This is a genomic window from Corynebacterium casei LMG S-19264 (genome assembly GCF_000550785.1).
GTDB classification, from domain to species: Bacteria; Actinomycetota; Actinomycetes; order Mycobacteriales; family Mycobacteriaceae; genus Corynebacterium; species Corynebacterium casei.
Genome location: NZ_CP004350.1, coordinates 1,178,286 through 1,200,111 on the forward strand (window position 1 = coordinate 1,178,286; position 21,826 = coordinate 1,200,111).

Below are 21,826 nucleotides of genomic sequence, written 5' to 3' on the forward strand. Positions count from 1 at the left end.
ATCTTTCAAAGCCCTGGGTTATTCCTTAACTCTCGATCATTATGAAGGCAGGTGACACACCACTGTGACTCCACCACATTCGGGTGACCCGCGTCGCCGGCGCCGAAACGAGGACGGAGAAACCCCTCGACATAATGAGGGGCGCCAAGAAAGTCGCAGTGGCCGGGGTCGCCGGCCCTCTTCCCATGCGTCGAGAGACTGGTCCACCAATGATGCTGACCAGTACCGCGCAGGTTCCTCCCGTTCCAGGACCCCATCCGATCGGGAAAAGATGCGCGCTGGTGATCGCCGTGTAGGAGCGGGGCGCGCAGCTTCGCAGCGCACAACATCACAACGTGCGGCGCAACAGCAGGCAGCAGCCAAGCGTGCGGAAGCAGCACGTCCGGCGGCTGCTCCGCAGGGCGCGAAGAAAGCAGTGAAGAAGGTTCTTGCGCAGCAGCCGATGATGGCGAAGCGTCTGAACTTGATCATCAGCATCTTGCTGATCATCACCGTCGTGTTGGTGGGACGTTTGGCATGGGTCCAAGTTGTGTGGGGCCCAGACTTGGCAGCGCGCGCGGAAGCGCAGCGCACCCGGGTGTACGTGGAGCCGGCACGTCGCGGTGAAGTAGTAGACCGTGACGGCCAGCGCATTGCTTACACCATGGCAGCGCGTTCTTTGACCGTGTCACCAACGCGTTTGCGTGATGAGTTGCGTGAGCAAGAAGAGATCGAAGCCAGCAATGAGGGCGAACTGTCTGGCATGAGCGAGGAAGAGCAGAATGAGTTTCTCGACGAGCGCCTGACACAGCGCCTGGAAGAAATGGCAGAGGGTATCCCTGATGTCATTGAAGAATCCGGTGCGTCAACCACCAATGTGGATTCTGAGCAGATCATGGATAAGCTGCGCGCGGATACTCAGTATGAGGTGCTGGTGCGCAATGTTGATCCTGATATCGCGGTCGAGATTGCTAACACCTACCATGGTGTGGCTGCGGACCATCAAGATATCCGCCAGTACCCGAATGGCGCGATTGCTGAAAACATCATCGGCAAGGTGTCCATGGATGGCCAAGGTCAGTTTGGCTTTGAGGCATCCGGAGACTCATTGCTTACAGGTATTGATGGCCGTTCCACCGAGGACGTTTCCACCGATGGCCAGTTGATTCCGGGTACGGTCCGCGATGAGGTTGAGGCCATTGATGGCTCCAATGTCCAGCTGACTTTGGACTTGGATTTGCAGACCTATGTGCAGCAGAAGCTGGAGCAGGCTGTAGATAATTCTGGTGCCAAGATGGGTGAGGCCGTGGTCTTGGATGCTGTCACCGGTGAGGTGCTGTCCATGGCTAATACGGGCACCATCGATCCAAATAAGGACATCGAGGCGCAGTTGGCGGATGGCAAGGACTTTGAAAACCGTTCCATCTCACACCCTTATGAGCCAGGTTCGGTGGCCAAGGTCGTGACCGCGGCAGCGGCCATTGAGGAAGGACTGACCACACCGGAAGAAGTCCACCAGGTGCCAGGTTCCATTGATGTTGCTGGCGTGACCGTTGCGGATGCGTGGCAGCACGGCGTGGAGCCGTACACCACCACGGGTATCTTCGGTAAATCTTCCAACGTCGGTACGCTGCAGATTGCAGAGCGCCTGGGCGAAGAGAAATTCGCTGAGTACTTAGAGAAGTTCGGCTTGGGCAAGACCACCGGTATTGAGCTGCCTAATGAGTCTTCGGGCTTGTTGCCGGCGTTAGAGCAGTGGTCCGGCGGTACCTTCGCTAACCTGCCTATTGGCCAGGGCATGTCCTGGACAACCTTGCAGATGGCTAGCGTGTACCAGGCTATGGCCAATGAGGGTGAGCGGGTTGAACCACGCATTATTGACTCGATTACGGATGCCGATGGCAAGGATATTCCACAAGATGAGCCAGGCACCACGCAGGTTGTTTCCCCGGAGACAGCGAAGACGGTGACGGACATGTTCCGTTCGACGTTCCAGGAAGACCCAGCGTATGTCCAAAACGGTACGGCTATGGGCAATGATATTGAGGGCTATCAGCTTTCCGGCAAGACGGGTACCGCACAGAAGGTCAACCCGGAAACCGGTGCTTATTCTGAAAGTGCGTACTGGATTACCTTCGCGGGCATTGCGCCGGCTGATGACCCACGCTTTGTGGTTGCCATCATGCTGGATGAGCCACAGTCCGGTACCAATGATGACGGTTCCGGCGGGCAGTCCGCAGCACCGCTGTTCAGTGATATCGCTTCCTGGTTGCTCAACCGTGACAACATTCCAACCTCGCCGGAGGGCAAGCGTTGGGTAATGACGCAATACTGATGAAGACACTCACAATTTCTATATTCCCCACGACAATCAAACCCATAAGGATAAGGACGCAGCTGATATGACTACAACGCTTAAAAAGCTAGCGGAGATCGCAGGCGGTGAGGTTATTGGAGATGCTTCGGTTACGGTTGATGCAATCACCTTAGATTCGCGCGCAGTGGAGTCGGAGCACCTGTTTGCTGCTGTTCCGGGCACCCGCGCACATGGTGCAGAGTTTGCCGCCCAGACTTCCGCAAAGGCAGTGCTTACCGATGCCCGCGGCGTGGAAATCCTCACCGCCTCCTCAGCGGAAGCTGGCGCGGAGGGCACAGAAGGCGTAGAGGGTGCCCAGGTGAAGGCCTTTGATCGTCCGATCATTGTGGTTGATGATATTCGCGCGGTGCTGGGTGATGTTTCAGCAGAAATCTATGGGCACCCAACCAAGCAACTAACTGTCATTGGTGTCACGGGCACTTCGGGCAAAACAACAACTACATACTTGCTAGAGACTGGTCTGTTAGCCGCGGGATATTCCACTGGTCTAATTGGCACCACGGGTACTCGCATTAATCGAGAGCCAATAGAGACCAAGCTGACCACGCCTGAAGCACCGACCCTGCAGGAGCTTTTTTCCCGCATGGTGGAAGAAGGCGTTAGCCACGTGGTCATGGAGGTTTCCTCCCACGCACTGGAACTGGGCCGAGTCAATGGTGTGGACTTTGCGGTTGGTGGGTTTACTAACCTGTCCCAAGACCACTTGGATTTCCACCCGACGATGGAAGAATACTTCGCGGCGAAGTCAGCTCTGTTTATCGGTGACGGTGCCGCACGCCACTCGGTAGTCTGCATTAATGATGCGTGGGGCGAGCGCCTCGCTGACATGGTTGATGCTGCCGGTGGTCCCTTGACTGCGGTGTCTACCACTGGTGCGATTTCGCACGCAGGAGAAAAAGCCGCAGCAGTAGAAGCAGATGTGATGCTGCGTGAGCGCACCCGTGAGCTGTTGGTTCCAGGAACGGTAGTGGCGTGGCAACACAGCGTTGAGACCACCGGTGAGCAACACGTTGCGCTGGAGATTAACCCTTCGCGTGATACCGAAGTGATTCAGGCTGAGCTCGCTCGTTCGTTTGATTTCCGCCTGCCATTGCCAGGAGAGTTCAACATCGCCAACGCGGCCTTGGCCGTGGGCATGGCGAGTGCCGCGGGCATTGACTTGGACATTTTCATTTCCGCGTTGACCAAGGTTGCGGTCCCTGGCCGCATGCAGCGTATCGATGAAGGTCAGGATTTCGTGGCCGTTGTTGATTACGCACACAAGCCAGCAGCCATTGAGGCTGTTTTAGATACTCTGCGCTCCCAGCTGGAGGCAGCATCGGCCGCCTCCAGCGGAGTTGCGGCGGGAGACGAAGCTGCTGCCGGACGTATCGGCGTAGTCGTCGGTGCAGGTGGTGACCGTGATTCCTCGAAGCGCGGGCTGATGGGTGCTGCTGCAGCCAAGCGGGCGGACTTCGTGGTCGTTACTGATGACAACCCACGCACTGAAGACCCAGCACCGATTCGTGCGGCAGTGATTGCTGGCGCACGTGAAGGCGCGCAAGATTCCGGGCGTGAGGTAGAGATTATTGAAGTTGCATCGCGCGCTGAAGCCATCGATGCCGTGGTCAACTGGGCACAAACTGGTGACGCCGTCATCGTCGTGGGTAAAGGCCACGAAGTGGGGCAGCTGGTCGGGGAGACCATGCACCACTTTGATGACCGTGAAGAAGTCTCCCGCGCATTACAATCAAAGCGGGCCGCTCGTCTCAACGCTGCTGAAGACTCCAATGGGAGGCAAAAATGATTGACCTGACACTGAAAGAAATCGCAAATATCGTCGGCGGTTCACTCGACAGCGTCGATAACCCTGATGCGCGCGTGACCGGCTTTGTGGAATTCGATTCCCGCAAGGTCACACCAGGCGGGCTGTTTCTGTGCTTTCCAGGCGCCAAAGTAGATGGCCATGACTATGCAGAAAAGGCCATTGAGCAAGGCGCGGTCGCGGTATTAGCAGCCCGCCCTGTAGGCGTTCCAGCCATTGTGGTTGCCCCAACCGGCCGCGTTGAAGGAGATGGCGCGAATGCGGATATCTATGCCAATGATTCAGATGGTTCTGCCGCCGCTGTGGTTCGTGCACTCTCGGATTTGGCACACTATGTGACGAAGAAGCTGGCAGAGGATCACGAATTGACTATCATTGGTGTTACTGGTTCTGCTGGCAAGACCTCGACGAAAGACTTGATCGCAACGATTTTGCGCCACGATGGTGAGACGGTGGCACCGCCCGGTTCTTTCAACAATGAGATTGGGCATCCTTACACTGCGCTGCGCAGTGATGTGGACACCAAATACTTGGTGGCAGAGCTTTCTGCGCGCGGAATTGGCCATATCAAGCACCTGACTGACATTGCGACTCCACGCATCGGCGTGGTGCTCAACGTTGGCAGCGCGCACCTGGGCGAGTTTGGTTCCCGCGAAAACATTGCGAAAGCAAAGGGTGAGCTGGTTGAGGCATTGCCATCGGTAGGCGATGGCGGAGTGGCTGTTTTAAACGCTGATGATCCTTTTGTCATCGCGATGGCTAAGCGCACCGCAGCGAAGGTGGTGTCCTATTCTTCGGCGAATCCACCGGCTGCTGGCGCGGACTATTACGCGACTGATATCTCTTTGGACAATGTGGCGCGTCCATCCTTTACGCTGCACGCACCAGGTGCACAGCCAGTATCGGTGACTTTGCAGGTCTTCGGTGTGCACCAAGTATCCAACTCTTTGGCGGCGGCCGCCGCTGCCATCGAGGCAGGACTCTCGGTGGAAGCTGTGGCTGATTCCCTCAGCGGGCATCGCAATGCATCCGCACACCGCATGGATGTGCACACCCGCGGTGATGGAGTCACCATTATTAATGACTCCTATAACGCAAACCCTGATTCCATGCGTGCCGCTATTGCAGCATTGGGTTACACCACGTCAGGCCGTCCAGATGCCCGCTCCATTGCTGTGCTGGGTGAGATGGGCGAGCTGGGTGAGCAGGCAATTGATGCGCACTATGCCCTGGGCGCAGAACTAGCGAAATTCCATGTTGACACCTTGATTGTTGTTGGTGATTCCAAGAACTGTGAGGCGATGGCAGACGCTGCGCACGGACGCGGTATAAATACTATGGTTAGCCAGGATATCGATGACGCTATTTGGCGCATCGAGGACGTCCTCAACACCCCACCGGCTGGGGTAGAAGACTGGTCGCAACGCGAGTTGAAAGATGTGGTCCTGGTCAAAGCTTCAAATGCGCAGAGGCTCTGGTTGGTCTCTGAACGCCTGCTCAACGGCGAAGATTAAAAGGATAGTGATGAAACAATGACTCAGATTATGGCCTCCGGCGTCATCAGCTTCCTTGTGGCGATCTTCTTTACCCCATGGCTTATTCGTTACTTCTCTAACGCCGGCAAAGGCCAAGAGATTCGTGAGGACGGCCCCAAGTCGCACTTGCGCAAGCGTGGCACGCCAACCATGGGTGGTTTGGCCATCCTGGCGGGTATCACCATCGCCTATATTGCCGTGAACACTTACGGTTCCCTAACCGGCACCGGCGGGTTTACCGTCTCCGGAATCCTGGTTCTAGGCTTGACTTTGGGCCTGGGCGCGCTGGGTTTTGCAGATGACTTCATCAAGCTGTTCAAGTCTCGCAACCTCGGGCTGAACAAGACCGCAAAGCTGGTAGGTCAGCTAGCGCTCGCGCTGGCATTTGGTCTATTGGTTCTCCAGTTCCCAGATAGCAATGGCTTAACACCTGCGACCACGCATTTGTCCTTTGTGCGCGATATCCCAACCTTTAATATCGCGATTGGGCCAACCATCATTGGCATCATCATTTTTTTGGTGTTTATGTACATCCTTATTGCGGCGTGGTCGAATGCGGTCAACCTCACCGATGGCCTGGATGGTCTCGCGGCCGGTTCCACGGCCTTTGTCATGGGCGCATACTCCATCATCACCTTCTGGCAGTTCCGTAACTCCTGCGAGGTCGGCTACGTCGCTGGTTGTTACCAGGTGCGTGACCCACTGGATTTGGCCGTTTTGGCATCGGCGGGCTTGGGCGGCACACTCGGCTTTTTGTGGTGGAATGCTGCGCCGGCAAAAATCTTCATGGGCGACACCGGCTCCTTGGCCCTTGGCGGCCTCGTCGCGGGTCTGTCCGTAACCACCCGTACTGAGCTGTTGATGATCATCGTCGGTGCACTCTTCGTGGTGGAGGCCGCGTCTGTTGTTATTCAGATTCTGGTGTTTAAGACCACCGGCAAACGCTTCTTCCGCATGGCACCAATTCACCACCACTTTGAAAATGGCGGCTGGCCTGAAACCGCAGTTGTTATCCGCTTTTGGTTGCTTGCCGGCATGGCAGCGATTACCGGCGTGGGCATTTTCTACGGCGAATGGCTATTAGCTACCGGCGCAGGCATCCTTTAAGAAAGGTCATACAAGATTATGGATTCCACGCTGAAGCTTCCACGAAAAGTTCTGGTCGCCGGTGGCGGGGTATCAGGCCGAGGATGCGCAGCAATCCTGGCAGAGCTTGGCACCGACGTCACCGTTGCGGACGGAAACGCCACAACACGCAAGCAGCTTGCCGATGACCTCGGGGTAGCCGCCATTGCACCGGAAGACGTGGATTTCGCGGCGTCCTCCTATGACTTGGTGGTGACCTCACCAGGTTGGCGCCCGAATTCACCACTGCTGGCGGCTGCTTCAGCAGCACGGCTGGAGGTCATTGGTGATGTGGAACTAGCCTGGCGCCTTGACCGTGCAGAGGTCTTCGGACCCAATCGCACCTGGTTGGTGGTGACAGGAACCAACGGCAAGACCACCACAACCGGCATGTTGGCTGCAATGATGCAGGCCAATGAAGCAGAAACCGGATTGCGCGCTAGTGCAGCGGGTAATATAGGGGTGTCGTTGTTTACTGCACTCGCGGCGACCCCGCGGGTGGATGTGCTGTGCGTGGAGCTCTCTTCTTTCCAGCTGCATTGGTCCAGCACCCTGCGCCCCCGGGTGGGCACGGTGCTGAATCTGGCTGAAGACCATATTGACTGGCATGGCAGCTTTGATGCTTATGCTCGGGACAAAGCCAAGGCTTTTCTTGGTGAAGTCGCCGTGATTGGCCAAGATGACCCACACGTGGTGCAGGCCGCGATTGATATTCGTCCCCGCGGTATTGTCACCAGCTTTACCGCCGGTGAACCACAAGACGGGGGCGTCGGTGTTATTGATAATGACATCGTGGTGGGCAACCCACCTACTCGTCTCGCCAGCGCGCAGGGAATTGAGCCCGCGGGGATCGCGGGTGTCTTGGATGCTTGTGCCGCTGCGGCGGTGGCGTATGCGGCGGGTGCGAGCGCGGAATCGATTAGCGCTGGCTTAGCCGCCTACCGCGTGGATGCTCACCGCGGCGAAGTTGTGCATGAGGCAGATGGAGTCAAGTTTATTGATAACTCCAAAGCCACTAACCCGCATGCCGTTGAAGCGGCACTAGCTGGGTTATCTGATGTTATTTGGATCGCCGGCGGTCAGCTCAAAGGCGCAGAAGTAGATGACTTGGTGGAAAAACATCACTTAGCGCTGAAAGCTGCGGTGCTGCTGGGACAAGACCGCGAGATTCTTGCTGCCGCGCTCAAAGAACATGCTCCCGAACTGCCAGTGGTTCTTATTGAAGACACCGACGGCGAGGAAGCGATGCAGCGCACCGTGGCGGCGGCACTTCAACACGCCGAGGCGGGAGATACCGTGCTTTTGGCGCCCGCTGCGGCATCGTTGGATATGTATTCAGGAATGAGCCAGCGCGGCGACTTATTCGCACTCAACGCGCGCAAGCTAACACAAGGCGAGGAGCTTAAACAATGACGGCGACTGAGTCCCGTGCTAGCGATCCACGCCGAGGTGGAGCACGTTCTCATGGCGCGGCGGCTGGTGAAAAGCCCCAGCGCACATCCAAGATGGGCTGGCTAGCCAACGCCAAAGAGTACATGGATTCGCGTGCCGGCTTGGACTATTTGATGCTTCGCATCATTATCTTCCTGCTCATCGGCATTGGCATCATCATGGTGTTTTCATCATCGATGGCCACCTCCTACGTGGAATCCACCGGCGTGTGGACCGAAGCAATTCGCCAAACCTTGATGGTGGTCGCCGGCCTGTTTATGTTCTGGCTGGCATTGCGCATCCGGCCTTCATTTGTGCGCAAACTAGTGCCGTGGTTGCTGGCGCTGTCCATTGTCTTGCTCATCGCCGTTCTGATTCCGGGCATTGGTACGGGCCGTGATGAGGTGGGCTCGCAGTCCTGGATCATTCTGGGACCTGCGAGTATCCAGCCTTCAGAGCTTGCCCGCGTGGCCATTGGCCTCTATGGCGCGACAGCGCTGGCGGACAAAGTACACCGCAATTTCGGCCTGCGTGAGCCTTTCACCATGTACTCGATTATTGCGGGCATCATGTTCGGACTCATCATCGCGCAGGGCGATATCGGAATGGGTATGTCCTTTGCCGCGGTAGTCATCTTTACCTTGTTCTTCGCCGGTGTGAACTGGATGGTTATTGCCATGATTCTGGTGTTGGCGGTTCTATCCGCAGTTGCACTGTTTCTCGGTGGTGGCTTCCGTTCTAATCGTTTCCACACCTATTTTGATGCCTTAACCGGCAATATTGAAGACACCCAAGGTACCGGTTTCCAGGCTTACCAGGGTTTCTTGTCTCTGGCTGATGGCGGATTAACCGGCGTTGGCATTGGCCAGTCGCGTGCGAAATGGTTCTACCTGCCAGAGGCAAAGAATGACTTCGTCTTCGCCATCGTGGGCGAGGAACTGGGTCTATTTGGTGGCGCCTTGGTCATCCTGCTATTCGCACTGCTGGGCTTCTTCGGCGTGCGCACCGCGATGCGTGCGCAAAACCAGTTCCAAGCGCTGATGGCAGCCACCTTGACCGCTGGTGTTGTCGCGCAGGCATTCTTCAACATTGGATACGTCGTGGGTCTTCTTCCTGTCACCGGTATTCAGCTGCCGATGATTTCTGCGGGTGGTACCTCAGCGATTATCACGATTGCATCCATGGGCTTGTTGGCGAACGTGGCACGACACGAACCGATGCAGATTTCTGCAATGCAGAACTATGGCCGCCCACTGTTTGACCGTATCTTGAACATTCCAGAGCCAGACCCAATTGATGGCTCAGCACGTCCTGGCCGTCACTCGGCACCATCTCGTCGTGCTGCTAGCCGCAACACCGCTCAGGTAACAGCTGACCGTGCCAATCAATATGGCGATGGCCGCGTGGCAGAACACGAGTCAGAGCGTCGTGCCGGAGCGCGCAGCGCTGCCGCTGGCCGCGGGGAGTACCGCCGCGCAGCCTCCCCAGGTGGAGATATCCAAAGGACTCAACCGCGTCGCAGCGAAACTCGCCGCGCGCGCGATGCTGAGCGCGAAAAGCGATTTGGGCAGGCAGTAACTGATAACCGGCGTCCACGTGAGAAAAGGTAGGCTAAACGCATGAGCAACGATGTATTATCGGTCGTTATTGCAGGTGGCGGCACTGCCGGCCATATTGAACCCGCCTTGGCTGTAGGTGAGGCTTTAAAGACTCACCACGGCGCGCGGATTACCGCATTGGGCACCCGCAAGGGACTTGAAGGGGAGATTATTCCTGCCCGCGGGGTGGATTTGCGCATGATTATTCCGGTGCCCATTCCACGTAAACCAAGCATGGATTTGGTGAAGCTGCCTTTCCGTATTGCCAAGGCAGTGGGGCAGACCCGCACGGTATTGAAAGACGTCAACGCAAAAGCAGTGCTGGGCACTGGCGGCTATGTCGCCGCACCGGCTTATTTGGCCGCAAAGTCCATGGGATTGCCGTTTTATGTTCTGGAGTCCAACGCCAAGGCAGGAATTGCCAACAAACTAGGCGTAAAGCTCGGCGGGGCAGGATTCAACGCAACCCATAATTCAGGCATGCCAGGTGAAGTAGTGGGCATCCCAATTCGCGCTGAATTGGGCAAAGACGAAGATGGCTCTGCTGCTGCACGGGGTCGTGAAACTTGGGGCTTTGATGATTCCAAGCCAGTTCTTCTGGTCACCGGCGGATCCCAGGGCGCAGCCTCTATCAATGCCGCAGTTGCTGAGTCACTTCCAGGGCTTCTGGAACACGTTCAAGTACTCCATGCCTATGGCCCAAAGAATGAGGCACCAGAAGCACAAGACGGTTATGTGCCGGTGCCATATATTTCAGACATGGCTGCAGCATTAGCAGTCGCTGACCTAACCGTCTGCCGCTCCGGTGCTATGACCGTTGCAGAAATCACGGCGGCATCATTGCCAGCTATCTACGTGCCGCTGCCACACGGCAACGGCGAGCAAGCATTGAACTCGCAACACGTGGTGGATGCCGGCGGCGCGATACTCATTGATGATGCTGAACTGACAGGGCAGCGTCTGACTGAGGAAGTCATGAAGATTGCCCGTGATGAAGTAGGCCGCCAGCAGATGATTGCTGCCGCACAAGACAGTGGTGCCGGCGATGTGGCTAAGCTTTTGGCCGACCGCATTGCCTCAGACGTTGCAGAAGTAGAAGAAAAGGAATCCAAATAAGTGAATAACTCCATCGACCTTTCACGCGTCCACATGATTGGCATCGGCGGCTCCGGTATGTCCGGACTCGCGCGCATTCTGCTCTCCCGCGGCATGGAAGTCTCAGGCTCAGATGTCAAAGACTCCACTCCCGTGGAAGTTCTACGCACCATGGGCGCCAAGATTGCCATTGGCCACAAGAGCGAGAACCTCAACCAGCTTGGGCAAAAGCCAACCGTGGCGGTCACCTCTTTCGCAGCAATTCCGCAGGATAACCCAGAGCTAGTCGCAGCAGGCGAAGCTGATATTCCTGTTATCCGCCGCTCCGACCTTTTGGCAGAGCTCATGCAGGACCGCACGCAGCTGTTGCTCGCCGGTACTCATGGCAAGACTTCGACAACCTCGATGGTTGTTACTGCACTGCAAGCAGCAGGCAAGGACCCATCATTCGCGATTGGTGGTCAGCTCAACCGCGCGGGCACCAACGCCCATCACGGTAAAGATGACATCTTTGTTGCTGAGGCAGATGAGTCCGATGCATCTTTGCTGCGATACGAGCCCAATATTGCGGTTGTTACGAACATCGAGCCGGACCACTTGGACTACTTCGGCTCGCACGAGGCGTATTTCAAGGTCTTTGATGACTTCGCTGACCGCATCAATGCGGGCGGCGCATTGATTGTCTGCGTTGAAGATGACAATGCAGCCGAGCTTGGTATGCGCGCAGCACAGTATGGCGTGCGCGTGTTCGGCTATGGTTCCTCCGAAGCGCTGGCAAAGCACTCAGGCATTGAAGCCGGCGCGGAAATTCTTACTGAGGCAGTAGGGCAGGAGTCCACCGCAGTAACCGTGAAGCTTCCTTCCGGTGAGGTTTCATATGACTTGCAGATTCCAGGACACCACATGGTGCTCAACTCGGCGGCAGCGTTGATTGCCGGTGAGCTTGTCGGAGCAGACCCAGCGTTGCTAGCTGAAGGCTTGAGCGATTTCACGGGCGTGCGCCGCCGCTTTGAATACCGCGGCACCGCTGGTGACAACATTCGCGTTTATGACGACTACGCGCACCATCCAACTGAAGTTGCTGCCGTGCTACGTGCTGCCCGCGACAAGGTCTCTGCTGAAGGACAGGGCGGACGCGTTGTGGTCTGCTTCCAGCCACACCTGTATTCGCGCACCATCGAATTTGCTAATGAGTTCGCGCAGGCATTGTCCTTGGCAGATTCTGTGGTGCTGCTCGATATCTACGGTGCGCGTGAAAAGCCAGTTGAAGGCGTTTCCTCACGCATCATCGCAGATGAGATTGATGACAGCGTGGATGTCACCTATGAACCAGACTTCTCGGCAGCCAGGACAACGGTGGCTGAGATTGCTGGCAGCAATGACTTGGTCATGACCATGGGCGCAGGCTCAGTGACATTGCTGGCTGCAGAAATTCTGGAGGAGATCCAAGGCTAGATGAAGATTTCTTCCAAGCTCATCGCCAAGATAATCGGCATCATCATTGCTGTTGCCGTGGTCCTCGGGTTGGCGGTGTATTTCATCCCCATTTTCCGCGTGACCACCATTGAGGTCACGGGCAACTCCCGCATGAGCAATGAACAGATCGAAGAAGCAGCAGGTGTTCCTGATGGTGCAAATCTGTTGCGCATCAATGCTCATGACACTGCAGCAAACGTTGCGAGCTTGCCATGGGTAGCTACCGCAACGGTGGGACGCAGCTTGCCCAACACTCTTGTTGTGGAACTCACAGAACGTGAAGTAGCTGCCTTCGTCAACGCCGAGGATGGCCCGCACCTCATTGATACCAATGGACGCGAATTCATCATTGATGAACCACCAGCAGAAGCAGTGGAAATCACCGGTGAATGGGATTCCGAGAATCTCTCTGATCCTGTAGAGGTCATTGCTTCGATTCCGGAAGAGCTTCGCGCTCAGATTGCGCGCCTCGATGTCGAAGAACCTTATGTGATGCGTGTGCATATGGAAGATGGGCGTTCTATCATCTGGGGTGCCAACGAAGACAATGAGAACAAGGCTCGCGCTTTGTCTGCGGTATTGCAGATGGAGGGCGATAATTGGAATATTTCTAACCCCTCACTTGTCAGCCGACCCTGACTTCGCCGTATGCTGGGGGACGAGCAAAACCGCATGTCAACAACTCTAAACCCAAGGTTGAGGGTAGCGACACGCGGCGAAATGAACCCGAAAATAACATCGGTGTCGTTAATGATGGAAACAACGCGTCGATTTCCTCGTTGACGAACCAGACATTCCACGAACGAAAGGTGCTAGCGCCTCTAATGACCACTCCAAGTAATAATCTCGCGGACATCAAGGTCGTCGGTGTCGGCGGCGGCGGAGTAAACGCCGTTAACCGCATGATTGAAGAGGGCCTCAAAGGTGTTCAGTTCATTGCTATTAACACTGACTCCCAAGCGCTGCTCTTTTCCGATGCTGACGTAAAGCTCGATATCGGCCGCGAATTGACCCGCGGTCTGGGCGCCGGTGCTAACCCGGAGGTCGGACGTACCTCCGCTGAAGACCACAAGTCCGAAATTGAAGATGCACTAGCTGGCGCAGACCTCGTCTTCGTCACCGCTGGTGAGGGTGGCGGCACCGGTACTGGTGCAGCTCCTGTCGTGGCATCCATCGCCAAGAAGCAGGGCTCTTTGACCGTCGGTGTTGTGACCAAGCCATTCCGCTTTGAAGGTAACCGTCGTACCCGCCAGGCACTCGAGGGCATCGATGCTCTGCGTGAGGTCTGTGACACCCTCATTGTTATTCCTAACGACCGCCTGCTGCAGCTGGGTGATGAGAACCTTTCCATGATGGAAGCGTTCCGCGCAGCCGATGAGGTTCTGCATAACGGTGTTCAGGGCATCTCTGACCTGATTCTTATCCCAGGCATGATCAACGTTGACTTTGCGGACGTTCGCTCCGTCATGTCCGACGCTGGTTCTGCATTGATGGGCGTTGGCTCCGCACGTGGTGAAGACCGCGTGATGCAGTCTGCAGAGCAAGCAATTAACTCTCCACTGCTGGAGTCCAGCATGGAAGGCGCCAAGGGCGTTCTGCTTTCCGTTGCTGGTGGCTCCGACCTGGGTCTGCAGGAAGTTAATCAGGCAGCAATCATGGTCCAGGAGAAGGCTGACGAGGACGTTAACCTCATCTTCGGTACCATCATCGACGACAACTTGGGTGATGAAGTCCGCGTGACCATCATTGCTACCGGATTTGATGCTGAGGCTAACCTGCAGGGTGTAAACAACAAGAAGGCAGCACCTGCACCAAAGGAAGAGCCAAAGCTGGAATCACGTCCAGGTTCCCTATTTGATAACCGCGATGTCCCAGAGCAGCAGCCTGAGCCAGTGCGCGAAGAGCCACGCTACGAACCACGCCACTCCCGTCCATCCGGTTCTGGTCTCTTCACCAGCCGCGAAGACGACCGTGACCGTGACCGCGACCGCGACCGTGACCGTGAATACGGCCGTGAGCGCGAGCCTGAGCGTGACCGTCGCCGCGCTGGTGGCGATGATCTGGATGTTCCAGACTTCATGCGCTAAATAACGCGCTAGTCTGGATGCATGCCAGTTAACGAGGAAAATTTCCGCCCCGTCCGCATGGTGTTTACCACCCGTGCCGGCGGGGCTTCGGCGTCCCCATATGACTCCTTTAATCTAGGTGACCACGTGGGTGATGACCCCGAAGCCGTAGCCGCCAACCGTCAGCGCCTTGCCAAAGTCACAGGTGTCGATGACATCATCTGGATGGAACAGCTGCACACCAACACAGTGACCGTTGTTGATAAATCGACGCAAGTACCAGTTGAAGCAACCGATGCGATCGTCACGACCACGCCGCGCTTGGGATTAGGCGTGTTAGTGGCAGACTGCGTGCCAGTGCTGTTCGCCGATACCAAGGCGCACGTTATCGCAGCGGCCCATGCCGGTCGCATGGGTGCACGCAACGGAATTGTGGCCAACACGATTGACAAGATGGTGGAGCTCGGCGCAACACCTGCCAACATCCAAGTACTTTTGGGACCAGCCGCAGCAGGGCGCAACTATGAAGTACCGGAAGACATGGCCAATGATGTCGAAGCACATTTGCCTGGTTCGAAGACGCGAACTACCAAAGGCACCTGGGGAGTAGACGTTCGCGCAGGACTCATCCGCCAGCTCATGAGCAAGGGCGTGACCGCTATCGAAGCTGATCCCCGTTGCACGATTGAAGACACTGACTTCTTTTCATACCGCCGCCAGGGCAAGACTGGCCGCCAAGCGGGCCTGATTTGGCTCGAGGAGGAGAAATAAATGACCGCCAGCTCTGGAGATATCCGCAGTGCTGAAGACCATAGCAATTCCCGCAGTGAAGAACTGGCAGCTGGATTGACATCAACACGCGAGCTCATTGAGCAGCTTGCCAAGGATTTCGGACGTCAGGATGTTCCTGAACTATTGCCGGTGACGAAGTTCCACCCAGCAGCCGATATCGCGCTACTAGCCGAACTTGGTATTAAAGATGTGGCAGAAAATCGGGAACAGGAAGCCCGTGGCAAGGCAGAAGAACTGCCGGATGTGCATTTCCATATGATTGGTCAGGTTCAAACCAAAAAGGCTAACCATGTGGCGCGGTGGGCACATTCGGTGCACTCAGTGGATACTGAAAAGCTAGCTAACGCTTTGAATCGCGGCGTAGACAATGCTGGACGCGAATCACTTCCCGTCTTCATTCAGGTCTCATACGACGGCGACACTGCGCGTGGGGGAGTTGCCCTGGATGGGGTAGAGGAACTGGCGAAAATTATTGAAGATTTGCCTAACTTGGAACTTCGTGGGTTGATGGTTGTACCACCGCTTGATACGGTTGCGAAAGAAGTTTTCTCTGCGGTTCGTGAGCTTGCTGATTCACTAGGTGAGCAGCTAAAACGCCCAATGAAGTTGTCCGCCGGTATGAGTGCAGATCTCAAAGAAGCAATTGCGGCGGGAACGGATATCGTGCGTGTCGGAACCGGAATAATGGGGGCACGGCCATTAGGTTAAATGCCAACGACAAATACCCGGCATCTCAAAGGGAGTAATGAATGTCTTTTCTGGTAAAGACCAAAGAATTTTTCGGCCTCGGTGAGCCTGAGGCAGGCGTAGACGACGCTTACTACGCTGATGAGCCGCGCTACGAAACCCACGGCTCCGCGGCCTACGCACCACGCCCATCGGCTTACGCTCGCACCATTGCTGAGCCTGAATTCGAGCCAACCATCGTTGCTGTCACCGTTGTGACCTTCAACCAGGCGCAGAAGATCGGCGAGCCATTCCGTGACGGCGACGCAGTTGTCTTTGAGGTAACTGACGCTGACTTCGATGTTGCTAAGCGCTTCATCGACTTCGCAGCGGGCCTGTGCTTCGGTCTGCGCGGCAAGATGCTTAACCTGACCCGCGACTTGGACACCGACCGTCGCGTATTCGCTATCGTTCCGGAGGATGCAGTAATCCCAACTGCTGAACTCGAAGACGTAGCGGGTCTGCGTTAAACACAGATTTAGACCTTGATAGAGATGCCAACCCCACCCTCAAAGGTGGGGTTGTGTGGGTTTTAACTACGGCTGATAGGGTTAATGCGTGACTGCATTCGGAATCATTTTGTTCTCGTTGCTAAGGCTTTACACCTTAGTGCTGATTATCCGCATTATTATTGAGATGATCCAGTCCTTTTCGCGCCAATTTAACCCTCCGCGTTGGTTCATGGTGATTGCTGAACCACTGTTCGTAATCACAGATCCGCCGGTAAATGCGTTGCGAAGGATCATTCCACCGATGCAAATGGGTGGGGTCGCACTTGACTTGTCAGTGCTTGTTTTGTTCATCATTTTGCAAGTCCTGCAGTTCATTGTGCAGATCATTTTTCTGACTTAATGCCAACCCGCGAAGAGAAACCCATTGAAACACGGACGTTTTAACTAGAATTAAGTAACCTAGTAGTTTAGATTTAGAGAAAACGTACATTTATTAAACTTCAACGCCGATGTGGCTATGTCCACTAAGGTGAAGAAGTGTGAAAGTACTTCGGGTCACCGGAGTTCGACCGACTTGAAGGGGAAGAGAAGTCCATGCCACTGTCACCCGCTGACGTACACAATGTCGCATTCAGCAAGCCGCCGATTGGCAAGCGTGGCTACAACGAAGACGAGGTCGATCAGTTCCTCGATCTCGTTGAGGATGCCCTAGCCCAGCTCCAGGATGAGAACTACGAACTGCAGAAGCAGGTCGAGGACGGTTCTGGTTCGACCAAGGCTGCTGCCGCTGCACCTGCTGTAGATGAAGCTGCTGTCCGCAAGTCGGTCGAGTCCGAACTTCGTGCAGAATACGAAAAGAAGTTGGCCGACGCTAAGGCGGAGACCACCAAGGCTAAGGACGAGGCTTCTAAGGCCAAGGCTGAAGCTACCAAGGCTAAGGAAGAAGCTTCCAAGGCTAAGACTGCAACTAAGCCAGCTGCTACTTCTGCACCGGCAGCGGACAACACCGCTGAGGTCAAGGCAGCTGAGGATGAGACCGCTAAGGTCCGCAAGGAGCTCGAGGCAGCGAAGAAGGAACTTGACGCTGCTAAGAAGGAAAACTCCGACCTGAAGTCTTCCAAGTCTGCTGCACCAGCAGCGGCGGCTGCTACCGGCGCCGCAGCAACTGGCGCTGCCGCTGCAGGTACAACTGGTCCTGCAACTCCGGAGACCCACATGCAGGCAGCTCGCATCCTGGGCCTTGCTCAGGATATGGCTGACCGTCTCTCCAACGAGGCACGCGCTGAGTCTGACTCCATGCTGACTGAGGCACGCGAAGCTGCTGAGAAGCAGTTGGCTGACGCTGAGTCCCGCTCCACCACCCAGCTGTCTGAGGCAGATGCTCGCTCCAAGAAGCTGGTTGCTGATGCAGAGGCTAAGGCTAAGCAGACTGAGTCCGAGGCTAACTCCCGTGCAGAGGCCCAGGTACGTCAGGCAGAGGACAAGGCTGCTGCTCTCGAGGCAGAGGCTACCAAGAAGCACAATGAGGTCATGACCACCATCAAGACCCAGCAGACTGCTCTTGAGAACCGCATCGCTGAGCTGCGCACCTACGAGCGCGAGTACCGCACCCGCCTGAAGACTCTGTTGCAGTCTCAGCTGGATGAGCTCGAGTCCCGTGGTTCTGCAGCACCTAATGGTGATGTTTCTAAGGACGCTAACTAGTAAACGTCATGACACCCCCGCGCTGCAGTTTTAATCTGTAGCACGGGGGTGTTTGCATTGATAGGAGATTAGTGTGCTGGTTGCAGCATTAGTTCTTGCTCTCGTAGCGTTTATCGCGTTTGTTAATTACATTTTGTCCGCCGCAACATGGTCTCTCATTGTTGTCTTCGTTGCTGCCGGCGCAGGCTTAGTACTGTTTGCCATTGACTGGTATAAGAAGTCGAAGAAATAGTGGAGCGGCACGTCTTGGCTAAGATGTGCAGAATTTGACGTTGCGTGTAAAGTAAGCAGCGTATGCAATGATCCGGCCATCACCGGGGAGTATTTCGGAAGAACGGCACGATGTCAGCGAACGTGTTTAATGCTTGTTTGCAGTGGTGCTCAGTAGAACCGAACGGGTAGGACCGAAACATCTTTCACTACCAATGAAGTGGAGCTTTTGAAGCTCAAGCAGGGTGGTACCGCGTACGAAAAGTGCGTCCCTGTAGCTCAACACATTGACCAAGTGAAGGAATTAGTAATGGACGTAGGACACGTTTACCCCAAGGTCGATATGACCGGTGTTTCATCCAAGTTCCCTGAAATGGAAACCGAAGTCCAAGAGTTTTGGGCAGATGATGACACCTTCCAGGCATCCTTAGACCAGAGCAAGGGCAACCCTGAGTACATCTTTTATGATGGCCCTCCCTTCGCAAACGGTCTGCCACACTACGGTCACTTGCTGACCGGCTACGTCAAGGACATTGTTCCGCGCTACCGCACCATGGCGGGCAACTACGTCCCACGCGTCTTTGGTTGGGACTGCCACGGTCTACCAGCCGAGCTGGAAGCTGAAAAGCAGCTCGGCATCACTGACAAAGCCCAGATCGAAGACATGGGTCTGGAGAAGTTCAATGACTATTGTGCTGAGTCGGTGCTGCGCTACTCCGATGAGTGGGAAGCATACGTCACCCGTCAGGCTCGTTGGGTAGATTTCAAAAACGGCTACAAGACGATGGATGAAAGTTACATGGAGTCCGTCATCTGGGCATTCAAGACCCTTTATGACAAGGGACTTATCTACCAGGGCTTCCGCGTGCTTCCTTACTCTTGGGCTGAGCACACCCCACTGTCGAACCAGGAAACCCGCCTGGATGATTCTTACAAGATGCGTCAGGACCCAACCTTGACGGTGACGTTCCCAATCACGGGCAACGCACCAGAAGAGCTGGCGGATGCGGCGTTCCTCGCATGGACCACTACGCCATGGACTCTGCCTTCTAACCTGGCATTGGCTGTGCACCCAGAAGTTGATTACGCACTGGTGCGCGTTGGTGGCGACACCGAGTTCACCGGCCAGAAGTTTGTACTGGCAGAGGCACTCGTTGCATCCTTCGCAAAGGAATTCGGTGAAGACCATGAGGTTCTCAAGACCTTCAAGGGTGCGGAGCTTGAGGGCATCACCTACCAGCCAATCTTTGATTACTTCAAGGATCAGCCAAACGCCTTCCAGGTTCTGCTGGCTGATTACGTCACCACTGAAGACGGTACTGGCGTTGTTCACCAGGCTCCTGCTTTTGGTGAGGACGATATGGCGACCACCGCAAAGTACGGAATTGAACTGGTTATGCCAGTTGATGATGACGGCAAGTTCACCTCACAGACCCCGGAGTACGAAGGCCAGCTGGTCTTTGATGCCAACAAGGACATCATCCGTGACCTGAAGGCGAAGAACCGCGTTATCCGCCACGTCACCATCGAGCACTCCTACCCACACTCCTGGCGCTCCGGCGAGCCACTGATCTACAAGGCTTTGCCAGCATGGTTCGTTGACGTCACCAAGATCCGTGACCGCATGGTTGAGCTCAACCACAATGAGATTGAGTGGATGCCAGAGCACGTTCGTGATGGCCAGTTCGGCAAGTGGCTCGAGGGCGCACGCGACTGGAACATCTCCCGTACCCGCTACTGGGGTTCCCCAATCCCAGTGTGGCTCTCGGATAATGATGAGTACCCACGCATGGATGTCTACGGTTCTCTTGATGAACTAGAGCGCGACTTCGGTGTGCGTCCAGAGTCCTTGCACCGTCCGCACATTGATGAACTGGTTCGTCCAAACCCAGATGACCCAACCGGCAAGTCCATGATGCGCCGTGTGCCAGATGTTCTCGACGTGTGGTTCGACTCCGGCTCCATGCCTTTCGCGCAGGTGCACTACCCATTCGAGAACAAGGAATGGTTTGATACGCACTCACCATCCGACTTCATCGTGGAGTACATCGGGCAAACCCGTGGTTGGTTCTACCTGCTGCATGTCCTGTCCACTGCACTCTTTGACCGCCCAGCGTTCAAGAAGGTTGTGGCTCACGGCATCGTGCTCGGTGATGACGGACTGAAGATGTCCAAGTCCAAGGGCAACTACCCGAACGTCAACGAGGTCTTCGACCGCGATGGCTCGGATGCTATGCGTTGGTTCCTGATGTCCTCGCCAATCCTGCGCGGCGGCAACCTGATTGTCACCGAGCAGGGCATCCGTGATGGCGTGCGCCAGGCGCTGCTGCCAATCTGGAACGCGTACACCTTCTTGAACCTGTACGCCTCAGAAGATGCGAAGTTCGACACCAGCTCTGAGAACGTGCTGGACCGCTACATCCTGGCTAAGACCCACGACTTGGTCAAGAACGTGGATGAAGCATTGGCGAACACGGATATCTCCACCGCAACCAATGAGGTCCGTCTGTTCGCAGATGCGCTGACCAACTGGTACGTGCGCCGTTCCCGTGACCGTTTCTGGGAAGGCCAGGAAGCTCACCCAGAGGCATTCAACACCCTCTACACCGTGCTTCACACCGTTTCCCGTGCGGTCGCGCCATTGCTGCCACACATCTCTGAGGTCATCTACCGTGGTCTCACTGGTGAGCGTTCGGTGCACCTGACTGCGTTCCCGATGGCTGAGGATTACCCAGCGGATGCTGCACTGGTAGAAGCAATGGACACCACCCGCGCGGTGGCATCCGCTGCAAGCTCTGTGCGTAAGTCCAACAAGCTGCGTAACCGTTTGCCACTGCCAGGTCTGACCGTTGCAGTGACTGACTCTGCTCAGCTTGATCCGTTCAAGGACATCATCCGCGATGAGGTCAACGTCAAGGAAGTTTCCCTGACTGATGATGTTGACTCGGTTGGCACCTTCGAGGTTGTCTGCAACGCTAAGGTTGCTGGTCCTCGTCTGGGTAAGGATGTTCAGCGTGCGATCAAGAACTTGAAGGCTGGCAACTATACCCGAGATGGTGAAAACGTTGTGGTCGATGGTGACATCACTTTGAGCCCAGAAGAGTACACCGAGCGTTTGCAAGCAGCGGATCCAAAGTCCACTGCACGCATCGATGGTCTAGATGGCTTGGTTGTTTTGAACACCGAGGTCACCGAAGAGCTCGAGGCTGAAGGTTGGGCAGCGGATGTTATCCGTGGTCTGCAGGATGCACGTAAGGCCTCTGGCTTTGAGGTCTCCGACCGCATCAGCGTTGTTCTGTCTGTTCCAGCGGATAAGAATGAGTGGGCTACCCGCCACGTTGATCACATCGCAACGGAGACTCTGGCGACCGACTTCCAGGTCACCACTGAGGCTCTTGACAGTGAGACCCATGAGGTTATTTCCGGCGTAACCGCACAGGTGGCTAAGAACTAGTC

17 protein-coding genes are annotated in these 21,826 nt (G+C 55.8%); all 17 read left to right on the plus strand.

Features of this window, described 5'->3' with window-relative positions:
* Nucleotides 1–445 precede the first annotated feature (445 nt).
* The 17 genes from CCASEI_RS05435 to ileS all read left to right on the plus strand — a co-directional run bounded on the left by CCASEI_RS05435 (nucleotide 446) and on the right by ileS (nucleotide 21,824).
* Nucleotides 446–2,314 (plus strand): peptidoglycan D,D-transpeptidase FtsI family protein, encoded by a 1,869-nt coding sequence (locus CCASEI_RS05435; RefSeq protein WP_025387405.1) that lies wholly within the window; start codon nucleotides 446–448, stop codon nucleotides 2,312–2,314.
* A gap of 67 nt (nucleotides 2,315–2,381) precedes the next feature.
* Nucleotides 2,382–4,142 carry a Mur ligase family protein gene (locus CCASEI_RS05440; RefSeq protein ID WP_025387406.1) on the plus strand — a complete coding sequence of 587 codons (1,761 nt, stop codon included), beginning with the start codon at nucleotides 2,382–2,384 and terminating at the stop codon, nucleotides 4,140–4,142.
* Nucleotides 4,139–5,674 (plus strand): UDP-N-acetylmuramoyl-tripeptide--D-alanyl-D-alanine ligase, encoded by a 1,536-nt coding sequence (locus tag CCASEI_RS05445; RefSeq protein ID WP_025387407.1) that lies wholly within the window; start codon nucleotides 4,139–4,141, stop codon nucleotides 5,672–5,674. Before CCASEI_RS05440 ends, CCASEI_RS05445 begins: the two co-directional genes overlap by 4 nt.
* Before the next feature lie 18 nt (nucleotides 5,675–5,692).
* Nucleotides 5,693–6,802 (plus strand): phospho-N-acetylmuramoyl-pentapeptide-transferase, encoded by a 1,110-nt coding sequence (gene mraY / locus CCASEI_RS05450; RefSeq protein WP_025387408.1) that lies wholly within the window; start codon nucleotides 5,693–5,695, stop codon nucleotides 6,800–6,802.
* An 18-nt stretch (nucleotides 6,803–6,820) separates the two neighbouring features.
* Nucleotides 6,821–8,233: a UDP-N-acetylmuramoyl-L-alanine--D-glutamate ligase gene (gene murD, locus CCASEI_RS05455; protein ID WP_025387409.1), complete on the plus strand. Its 1,413-nt coding sequence runs from the start codon at nucleotides 6,821–6,823 to the stop codon at nucleotides 8,231–8,233.
* The gene (locus tag CCASEI_RS05460) at nucleotides 8,230–9,861 is read left to right on the plus strand and encodes an FtsW/RodA/SpoVE family cell cycle protein (RefSeq protein ID WP_025387410.1); all 1,632 of its coding nucleotides are present in this window, start codon (nucleotides 8,230–8,232) and stop codon (nucleotides 9,859–9,861) included. The genes murD and CCASEI_RS05460 overlap by 4 nt, the downstream gene beginning before the upstream one ends.
* Before the next feature lie 9 nt (nucleotides 9,862–9,870).
* Nucleotides 9,871–10,965, plus strand: a complete 1,095-nt coding sequence (gene murG / locus CCASEI_RS05465) for an undecaprenyldiphospho-muramoylpentapeptide beta-N-acetylglucosaminyltransferase (protein ID WP_025387411.1) — start codon at nucleotides 9,871–9,873, stop codon at nucleotides 10,963–10,965.
* Nucleotides 10,966–10,998: 33 nt separating this feature from the next.
* Nucleotides 10,999–12,399 (plus strand): UDP-N-acetylmuramate--L-alanine ligase, encoded by a 1,401-nt coding sequence (gene murC / locus CCASEI_RS05470; protein ID WP_051461245.1) that lies wholly within the window; start codon nucleotides 10,999–11,001, stop codon nucleotides 12,397–12,399.
* A complete protein-coding gene (locus CCASEI_RS05475) occupies nucleotides 12,400–13,059 on the plus strand; it encodes a cell division protein FtsQ/DivIB (protein WP_051461193.1) in 660 nt (219 codons plus the stop codon). It abuts the gene before it with no gap.
* Nucleotides 13,060–13,244: 185 nt separating this feature from the next.
* Nucleotides 13,245–14,507 carry a cell division protein FtsZ gene (gene ftsZ, locus CCASEI_RS05480; RefSeq protein WP_006823512.1) on the plus strand — a complete coding sequence of 421 codons (1,263 nt, stop codon included), beginning with the start codon at nucleotides 13,245–13,247 and terminating at the stop codon, nucleotides 14,505–14,507.
* A 21-nt stretch (nucleotides 14,508–14,528) separates the two neighbouring features.
* Nucleotides 14,529–15,257, plus strand: coding sequence for a peptidoglycan editing factor PgeF (gene pgeF / locus CCASEI_RS05485; RefSeq protein ID WP_025387414.1), 729 nt, complete (start codon nucleotides 14,529–14,531; stop codon nucleotides 15,255–15,257).
* On the plus strand, nucleotides 15,258–15,986 hold the full coding sequence (locus CCASEI_RS05490; protein ID WP_025387415.1) for a YggS family pyridoxal phosphate-dependent enzyme: 729 nt from the start codon (nucleotides 15,258–15,260) through the stop codon (nucleotides 15,984–15,986).
* A 41-nt stretch (nucleotides 15,987–16,027) separates the two neighbouring features.
* Nucleotides 16,028–16,474: a cell division protein SepF gene (locus tag CCASEI_RS05495; protein WP_006823514.1), complete on the plus strand. Its 447-nt coding sequence runs from the start codon at nucleotides 16,028–16,030 to the stop codon at nucleotides 16,472–16,474.
* Between the two features lie 88 nt (nucleotides 16,475–16,562).
* Entirely contained in the window at nucleotides 16,563–16,856 is a 294-nt protein-coding gene (locus CCASEI_RS05500; protein ID WP_006823515.1) for a YggT family protein, read from the plus strand.
* 194 nt (nucleotides 16,857–17,050) lie between these two features.
* On the plus strand, nucleotides 17,051–18,160 hold the full coding sequence (locus CCASEI_RS05505) for a DivIVA domain-containing protein (RefSeq protein WP_006823516.1): 1,110 nt from the start codon (nucleotides 17,051–17,053) through the stop codon (nucleotides 18,158–18,160).
* Between the two features lie 73 nt (nucleotides 18,161–18,233).
* Nucleotides 18,234–18,392 (plus strand): hypothetical protein, encoded by a 159-nt coding sequence (locus CCASEI_RS15215; protein WP_006823517.1) that lies wholly within the window; start codon nucleotides 18,234–18,236, stop codon nucleotides 18,390–18,392.
* A gap of 288 nt (nucleotides 18,393–18,680) precedes the next feature.
* Complete coding sequence (gene ileS / locus CCASEI_RS05515; protein ID WP_025387416.1) at nucleotides 18,681–21,824, plus strand: isoleucine--tRNA ligase; 3,144 nt, start codon at nucleotides 18,681–18,683, stop codon at nucleotides 21,822–21,824.
* Nucleotides 21,825–21,826: the final 2 nt, after the last annotated feature.

Excerpts from the sequence above, each read along its gene's own strand:
- CCASEI_RS05435 (WP_025387405.1), top strand. The coding sequence starts at position 446 with ATGGCGAAGCGTCTGAACTTGATCATCAGCATCTTGCTGATCATCACC.
- CCASEI_RS05440 (WP_025387406.1), top strand. The coding sequence starts at position 2,382 with ATGACTACAACGCTTAAAAAGCTAGCGGAGATCGCAGGCGGTGAGGTT.
- CCASEI_RS05445 (WP_025387407.1), top strand. The coding sequence starts at position 4,139 with ATGATTGACCTGACACTGAAAGAAATCGCAAATATCGTCGGCGGTTCA.
- mraY (WP_025387408.1), top strand. The coding sequence starts at position 5,693 with ATGACTCAGATTATGGCCTCCGGCGTCATCAGCTTCCTTGTGGCGATC.
- murD (WP_025387409.1), top strand. The coding sequence starts at position 6,821 with ATGGATTCCACGCTGAAGCTTCCACGAAAAGTTCTGGTCGCCGGTGGC.
- CCASEI_RS05460 (WP_025387410.1), top strand. The coding sequence starts at position 8,230 with ATGACGGCGACTGAGTCCCGTGCTAGCGATCCACGCCGAGGTGGAGCA.
- murG (WP_025387411.1), top strand. The coding sequence starts at position 9,871 with ATGAGCAACGATGTATTATCGGTCGTTATTGCAGGTGGCGGCACTGCC.
- murC (WP_051461245.1), top strand. The coding sequence starts at position 10,999 with ATGATTGGCATCGGCGGCTCCGGTATGTCCGGACTCGCGCGCATTCTG.
- CCASEI_RS05475 (WP_051461193.1), top strand. The coding sequence starts at position 12,400 with ATGAAGATTTCTTCCAAGCTCATCGCCAAGATAATCGGCATCATCATT.
- ftsZ (WP_006823512.1), top strand. The coding sequence starts at position 13,245 with ATGACCACTCCAAGTAATAATCTCGCGGACATCAAGGTCGTCGGTGTC.
- pgeF (WP_025387414.1), top strand. The coding sequence starts at position 14,529 with ATGCCAGTTAACGAGGAAAATTTCCGCCCCGTCCGCATGGTGTTTACC.
- CCASEI_RS05490 (WP_025387415.1), top strand. The coding sequence starts at position 15,258 with ATGACCGCCAGCTCTGGAGATATCCGCAGTGCTGAAGACCATAGCAAT.
- CCASEI_RS05495 (WP_006823514.1), top strand. The coding sequence starts at position 16,028 with ATGTCTTTTCTGGTAAAGACCAAAGAATTTTTCGGCCTCGGTGAGCCT.
- CCASEI_RS05505 (WP_006823516.1), top strand. The coding sequence starts at position 17,051 with ATGCCACTGTCACCCGCTGACGTACACAATGTCGCATTCAGCAAGCCG.
- ileS (WP_025387416.1), top strand. The coding sequence starts at position 18,681 with ATGGACGTAGGACACGTTTACCCCAAGGTCGATATGACCGGTGTTTCA.